Annotated in this window: 4 protein-coding genes and 1 pseudogene; 2 read left to right on the plus strand and 3 right to left on the minus strand. The window is 73.4% G+C overall.

Translation table 11 applies throughout. The features are described from left to right. Positions 1-101: 101 nt before the first annotated feature. Positions 102-3683, plus strand: coding sequence for a discoidin domain-containing protein (locus F6X68_RS28590; RefSeq protein WP_370519002.1), 3582 nt, complete (start codon positions 102-104; stop codon positions 3681-3683). Positions 3684-3782: 99 nt separating this feature from the next. Here F6X68_RS28590 and F6X68_RS28595 read toward each other — a convergent pair whose 3' ends face one another. After that, positions 3783-4547 carry a crotonase/enoyl-CoA hydratase family protein gene (locus tag F6X68_RS28595; protein ID WP_151457165.1) on the minus strand — a complete coding sequence of 255 codons (765 nt, stop codon included), beginning with the start codon at positions 4545-4547 and terminating at the stop codon, positions 3783-3785. Between the two features lie 40 nt (positions 4548-4587). After that, positions 4588-5505 carry a DMT family transporter gene (locus F6X68_RS28600; protein ID WP_225852480.1) on the minus strand — a complete coding sequence of 306 codons (918 nt, stop codon included), beginning with the start codon at positions 5503-5505 and terminating at the stop codon, positions 4588-4590. Positions 5506-5671: 166 nt separating this feature from the next. Between F6X68_RS28600 and F6X68_RS28605 the strand changes: the two genes are divergently transcribed. After that, entirely contained in the window at positions 5672-6523 is an 852-nt protein-coding gene (locus tag F6X68_RS28605) for a Rieske 2Fe-2S domain-containing protein (protein ID WP_151457166.1), read from the plus strand. Between the two features lie 32 nt (positions 6524-6555). Here the strand turns inward: F6X68_RS28605 and F6X68_RS34475 are convergent. Next, positions 6556-7038 (minus strand): annotated as a pseudogene (locus F6X68_RS34475) (hypothetical protein); the annotation flags it as partial.

Below are 7038 nucleotides of genomic sequence, written 5' to 3' on the forward strand. Positions count from 1 at the left end.
ACGGCACCAGACCCGGGACCGCGCCGGCCGGCGCGCCCCGTCCCGTCCCCCGGTCGACCCGCCCGGCCAACCGGCGGCTGCTCGCCGGCGTGCTCGCCGGGCTGCTCCTCACCGCCGTCCCGGCCGTCACCCCGGCTGCCGCCGCGCCAACGGCGGACCCGGCCGCGACCGCCGCCCGCGCCGCCCTGCTCGCCGGGCTCTCCGCGACCATGACCGCCAGCAGCCACAACCAGAACTACGTGGCGAGCAACGCCAACGACGGCAACGCGGCCACCTACTGGGAGAGCGCCAACAACGCGTTCCCGCAGTGGATCCAGGCCGACCTCGGCGCCACCGTCACCGTCGACCGGGTGGTGCTCAAGCTGCCGCCCTCGTCGGACTGGCAGACCCGCACCCAGACGCTGTCGGTGCTCGGCTCCACCAACGGCTCGTCGTTCACCACCCTGAAGGCGTCCGGCGGCCACACCTTCAACCCGGCCACGGGCAACACCGTCACCGTCAGCTTCACCGCGACCAGCACCCGGTACGTGCGGGTGCAGGTCACCGGCAACACCGGCTGGCCGGCCGCCCAACTCTCCGAGGTCGAGGTCTACGGCGCCGCCGGCAACCCCGACACCCAGGCCCCCAGCGTCCCGGGCAACCTCGCGTACACCCAGCCCGCCAGCGGGCAGATCCGGCTCACCTGGTCCGCGTCCACGGACAACGTCGGCGTGACCGGCTACGACGTGTACGCCAACGGCGCGCTGCGCGGCAGCGTCAACGGCTCCACGCTGACGTACACCGACAGCCAGCCGGACAGCGCCACGGTCTCGTACCACGTCCGGGCCAGGGACGCGGCCGGCAACCAGTCGGCGAACAGCAACACCGTGACCCGGACCGGCACCGGCAACCCGCCGGTCGGCACCAACCTGGCGGTCGGCAAGCCGATCACCGCCTCCGGGCACGTGCACACGTTCGTGGCGACCAACGCCAACGACAACAACGTGGCCACCTACTGGGAGGGCAACGGCAACCCGAGCACGCTGACCGTGCAGCTCGGCGCCAACGCCAGCCTCAGCCAGGTCGTGCTGAAGCTGAACCCCGACTCCGCCTGGGGGGCGCGTACCCAGAACATCACCGTCCTCGGGCGGGACCAGGGCTCCTCGACCTTCACCACCCTGGTCGGCGCGGCGAACTACGCCTTCAACCCGGCCAGCGGCAACACGGTGACCATCCCGGTCTCCGGCGCGGCGGCCGACGTGCGGCTCTCGATCGCCTCGAACACCGGCGCCCCGGCCGGGCAGATCGCCGAGTTCCAGGTCATCGGCACCCCCGCGCCGAACCCGGATCTGACCGTGACCGGCATGTCGTTCAGCCCGTCCGCGCCCGTGGAGACGAGCACCGTCACGCTCTCGGCCACCGTCCGCAACGCCGGCTCGGCGGCCTCCGGCGCCACCAACGTCAACTTCTACCTCGGCACCAACCGGGTGGGCACCGCGCCGGTCGGCGGCCTGGCGGCCGGCGCCTCGGCCACGGTCACCGCCAACATCGGCAACCGGGACGCGGGCAGCTATCCGCTGAGCGCGAAGGTCGACGAGTCGAACACCGTCGTCGAGCAGGACGACACCAACAACAGCTACACCAACCCGAGCCCGCTGGTGGTCAGCCCGGTCGCCAGCTCCGACCTGGTCGCCGCCGCGGTCGCCTGGTCGCCCGGCACCCCGGCGGCCGGCAACACGGTCAGCTTCTCGGTGTCGATCCGCAACGCCGGCAGCGTCGCCTCCGCGTCCGGCGCGCACGGCATCACGCTCACCGTGCTCAACGAGGCGGGCACGGTCGTCCGTGCCCTGACCGGCTCGTACTCCGGCGTGATCAACGCCGGGGCCACGGTCGGCCCGGTCAATCTGGGCACCTGGACCGCTGCGAACGGCAAGTACACCGTCCGGGTGGTGCTCGCGGCCGACGGCAACGAGCTGCCGGTCAAGCAGGCCAACAACACCAGCGACCGCGCGCTCTTCGTGGGGCGCGGCGCCAACATGCCGTACGACATGTACGAGGCCGAGGACGGCGTGGTCGGTGGCGGCGCCAGCGTCGTCGGGCCGAACCGGACCGTCGGCGATCTCGCCGGTGAGGCGTCCGGCCGGCGGGCGGTGACCCTCAACTCGACCGGCAGCTACGTCGAGTGGACCACCCGGGCCAGCACCAACACCCTGGTCACCCGCTTCTCCATCCCGGACGCCCCGGGCGGCGGCGGCATCAACTCGACGCTGAACGTCTACGTCAACGGCAGCTTCCACAAGGCCATCGACCTGACGTCCCGGTACGCCTGGCTCTACGGCAACGAGGCCAGCCCGGGCAACTCGCCGAGCGCGGGCGGACCGCGGCACATCTACGACGAGGCCAACGTCATGCTCAACTCGACCGTGCCGGCGGGCAGCAGGATCCGCCTCCAGAAGGACCCGGCCAACACCACCACGTACGCGATCGACTTCATCAACACCGAGCAGGTGGCGCCGATCGCGAACCCGGATCCGGCGCGCTACGCCACGCCGACCGGCTTCACCCACTCCGACGTGCAGAACGCCCTGGACCGGGTGCGGATGGACACCACCGGCAACCTCGTCGGGGTGTACCTGCCCGCCGGCAACTACTCCACCGCGTCGAAGTTCCAGGTGTACGGCAAGGCGGTCAAGGTGACCGGCGCCGGCCCCTGGTACACCCGGTTCAACGCGCCCTCCGGCCAGGACAACACCGACATCGGCTTCCGGGCCGAGAACTCGGCGGCCGGATCGTCCTTCGCGAACTTCGCCTACTTCGGCAACTACACCTCGCGGATCGACGGGCCGGGCAAGGTGTTCGACTTCTCCAACGTGTCGAACATCGTGATCGACAACATCTGGAACGAGCACATGGTGTGCCTCTACTGGGGCGCGAACACCGACCACATGACGATCAAGAACTCCCGGATCCGGAACATGTTCGCCGACGGCATCAACATGACCAACGGGAGCACCAACAACCTGGTCAGCAACAACGACGCCCGGGCCACCGGCGACGACAGCTTCGCGCTGTTCTCGGCGATCGACGCGGGCGGCGCCGACATGAAGGACAACGTCTACGAGAACCTGACCTCGACGCTGACCTGGCGGGCCGCCGGTGTCGCCGTCTACGGCGGCTACGGCAACACGTTCCGCAACATCTACATCGCGGACACGCTCGTCTACTCCGGCATCACCATCAGCTCGCTCGACTTCGGCTACCCGATGAACGGCTTCGGGGCGAGCCCGCCCACCCGGTTCGAGAACATCTCGATCGTCCGGGCCGGTGGGCACTTCTGGGGCGCGCAGACCTTCCCGGCGATCTGGGTCTTCTCCGCCTCGAAGGTGTTCCAGGGCATCCGGGTCAGCGACGTCGACATCGTCGACCCGACCTACAGCGGCATCATGTTCCAGACCAACTACGTCGGCGGGCAGCCGCAGTTCCCGGTCACCGACACGGTCTTCACCAACGTCTCCATCAGCGGCGCCCGCAAGAGCGGTGACGCGTACGACGCGAAGTCCGGCTTCGGCATCTGGGCCAACCCGATGCCGGAGACGGGGCAGGGCCCGGCCGTCGGGTCGGTCACCTTCAACAACCTGCGGCTGAGCAACAACGCGGTGGACATCCAGAACACCACCACGACGTTCACCATCAACCGCAACTGACCCACCCCGGTCGCCCGGGCGGCGGCCGGTCCACCGGGCGGTGCGGCCACTCGACACCGAGTGGCGGCACCGCCCGGCCCGTCGAGATGTCCCGCCCGGTCAGTCGGCCGGGTCGCCGTGCCGACCGGCGCCGGCGGCGAACCGGGCCGCCCCGGCCGCCGCGCCGGCGGCCAGCGACTCCATCCCGTACGCCAGCTCCACCTCCAGCGCCGCCGCTTCCGGCAGGCCGGCGCCGGCGAGCAGCGCCGCCCGGTCGTTGCGCAGGCAGGTCTGTGGGTGCCGGGCGATCTCGGCGGCCAGCCGCTCGGCCGCCGCCCGGGACTCACCCGGCGCGACCAGCCGGTTGACCAGGCCCATGGCGTACGCCTCCTCGGCCGGCACCGGCCGCCCCGTGAGGACCAGGTCCATCGCCCGGCTCTCGCCGATCAGCCGGGGCAGCCGGACCGTGCCCCCGTCGATCAGCGGCACCCCCCAGCGGCGGCAGAACACCCCGAGCACCGCGTCGGCTTCGGCCACCCGCAGGTCGCACCAGAGCGCCAGCTCCAACCCGCCGGCCACCGCGTGACCGGAGATCGCGGCGATCACCGGCTTGCTGAGCGTCATCCGGGTCGGACCCATCGGGCCGTCCCCCTGCGCCTCGACCCGGTTGCCGCTCGGGGTGCCGATGGCCTTCAGGTCGGCTCCGGCGCAGAACGTGCCGCCGGCACCCCAGAGCACGGCCACGGAGGCGTCGGGGTCGGCCTCGAAGGCGCGGAACGCGTCGGCCAGCGCCCGCGCCATCGGCCCGTCGACCGCGTTGCGGGCCGCCGGGCGGTCCAGGATCACCGTGGTCACCGCCGCGGCGCGTTCGACGCGTACGCCCATGCCGACAGCATGCCCCCGGCGGTGCCGGCGGCGCCAGGCGTCAGGGCGCGGCGGGCCGCTCCCGGCGGACCAGGGTGGCGCCCAGCGCGGCGCCGACCACGCAGGCCACCCCCGCCGCCTGCGGCCAGGCCAGCAGCTCGCCGAGCAGGACCAGCCCGACCAGCGCCCCGATCGCCGGCTCCAGGCTGAGCAGGACCGCGAAGACCCGGGCCGGCATCCGGCGCAGCGCCGCCATCTCCGCCGAGTACGGCAGCACCGACGACAGCAGCGCCACCGCCGCGCCCAGCGCGAGGGTCCACGGGTCGAGCAGCGCCGCACCGCTGCCGGCGACCCCGAACGGCAGCACGGCCAGCGCGGCGACGGCCATCCCCAGCGCGAGGCCCCGGCTGCCCGGCACCCGGGCGCTGACCGCCTTGCCGAGCAGCACGTAGCCGGCCCAGCCGACCGCGACGGCCACGCAGCACAGCAGCCCCAGCCGGTCCATCCCCGTCCCGCCGAGCCCGCTGATCAGCAGCACGCCGCCGCCGGCCAGCGCCGCCCACGCCACGTCGGCGAGCCGGCGGCTGCCGGCGAGCGACACCAGCAGCGGCCCGGCGAAGCCGATGGTGACCGCGACGCCCAGCGGCACCCGGTGCAGGGCGGCGTAGAAGGCGAGGTTCATGACCGCCAGGGCCAGCCCGAACGCCCCGACCAGACCGGCGGTACGCCAGCCCAGGCGCAGCCCCGGCCGGACCAGGACCAGCAGGATGAGCGCGGCGAAGCCGAGCCGCAGCGTGGTGGTGCCGCCGGCGCTGGCGCTGCCGAAGAGCTGCTTGGCGACGGCCGCCCCGACCTGGGTGGAGAGCATGCCCAGCAGCATCAGCAGCGGGGGCGGCACGGCCCGGGGCTGCCCCAGCGCGACGCTCAGTCGGGTCGCCGGTCGACCGGCCGGCAGCGGGCGGGAGGAGAGTGCGTACACCCGGACCACAGTGGTCGTGGACGGTGCGGCCCGCGACCGGATTTCCACGCCCGCCGACCTCGGTGGGGACGTCCCGTTACGGGTCGGTGGGGGCGCGACCACGTACCGCTGCGGATCCGTCACCGCCGACCGGTTTGCGGGGGCTCCTGCCGGGAAGTCGGTACGGGTGCGAGCACTCTTGACGAAGATCGAGCAGGCATCCGGGCTGGACCGGGTCGGCGACCGGTTGCAGCGTGCCGTCCAGGCCACCCTCCGACCGCAGCGGGTCCGCGACCTGCTGCACGGCGTCTGGCTGGGCCATCCGCTGCACCCGGCGATGGTGCAGGTGCCGGTGGGCGCGTGGATCAGCACGGCAGTGCTGGACCTGATGCCGGGGCAGCGCCGGGCCGCCGCCACGCTGTGCGCGGTGGGCACCGTCAGCGCCCTCCCGGCTGCGGTCACCGGCCTCAACGACTGGGCGGCACTGGCTCGTGACCAGCGCCGGATCGGCCTGGTGCACGCCGCGTCCAACAGCGTCGGCCTGGCGTTCTACGCCGGCTCGGTGGCCGCCCGGATGACCGGTCGGCACAACCTCGGCCGTACGCTCGGCTTCCTCGGGCTCGGCGCCGCCAGCATGGGGGCCTACCTCGGCGGGCACCTGGCGTACAAGCAGGGCGCGCAGGTCAACCAGAGCATCTCCGAGCTGCACCGGATGAGCGACGGCTGGCACTCGATCGCGGACATGGCTGCCCTGCCGGAGCGCACGCTGATCACCCGGGACGTCGACGACGTCTCGGTGATCCTCTACCGGCACGGCGACGAGGTCACCGTGATGCTGGAGCGCTGCCCGCACCAGAGCGGCCCGCTGGGCGAGGGCGAGGTACGCGAGATCGACGGGCACGACTGCGTGGTCTGCCCTTGGCACGGCAGCGCGTTCCGCCTGAACGGCGGCGAGGTCGTGCACGGCCCCTCCGGCAACGACCAGCAGATCCTGCCGACCCGCGTCGTCGACGGCGTCCTGGAGACCCGCCTGCCCTGACCGGCGCCCGGCGGCCTCCCGGCCCCCGGGAGTCAGGGGCGGCGGTGGCGGCCGATCGCCGTGTCGTGGGACGAATCCGCACGGGTCCGGCCGTGGCCGGTCGGAACGCTGTCGTGGGTACCGGTCCCCGTGCCCCGGTCGACTCCGATCGCGCTGCCGCGTGGGGTGGTGCGGATGTCCCGGTGACCCGTGCCGCGCCTGGCCGTGGTGGTGCCGCGCGCGGTGCTGCCCCGGCGGGCGGCGGCCGTGGTCCGGGCCGCGCCGGCCGGTACGTGGGCCGGGCGGCGGCGCAGGCCCAGGACCGCGCCGATCTGCGCGCCGACGATGCTCGCCACCGCCAGGACGGCGGAGACCGCGAGGGGCCGGTTCACCCGGTCGGGCTCGCCGGCGCGGGCGGCGCCCACCGTCACCGTCGGGGCCTGACCGGCGTCCCTCTCCGCCGGGGGCGGCACCGGGGCCTCGGCAGCCGGCGGGGTCGGTGTCACCCGCTCGGGAGCGACCTTCCCGGGTGCCGG

Source organism: Micromonospora sp. AMSO12t (genome assembly GCF_008806585.1).
Classification (GTDB): domain Bacteria; phylum Actinomycetota; class Actinomycetes; order Mycobacteriales; family Micromonosporaceae; genus Micromonospora; species Micromonospora reichwaldensis.

Coding starts and splice junctions, on each gene's coding strand:
- F6X68_RS28595 (WP_151457165.1), bottom strand. CDS start 4,547: ATGGGCGTACGCGTCGAACGCGCCGCGGCGGTGACCACGGTGATCCTG.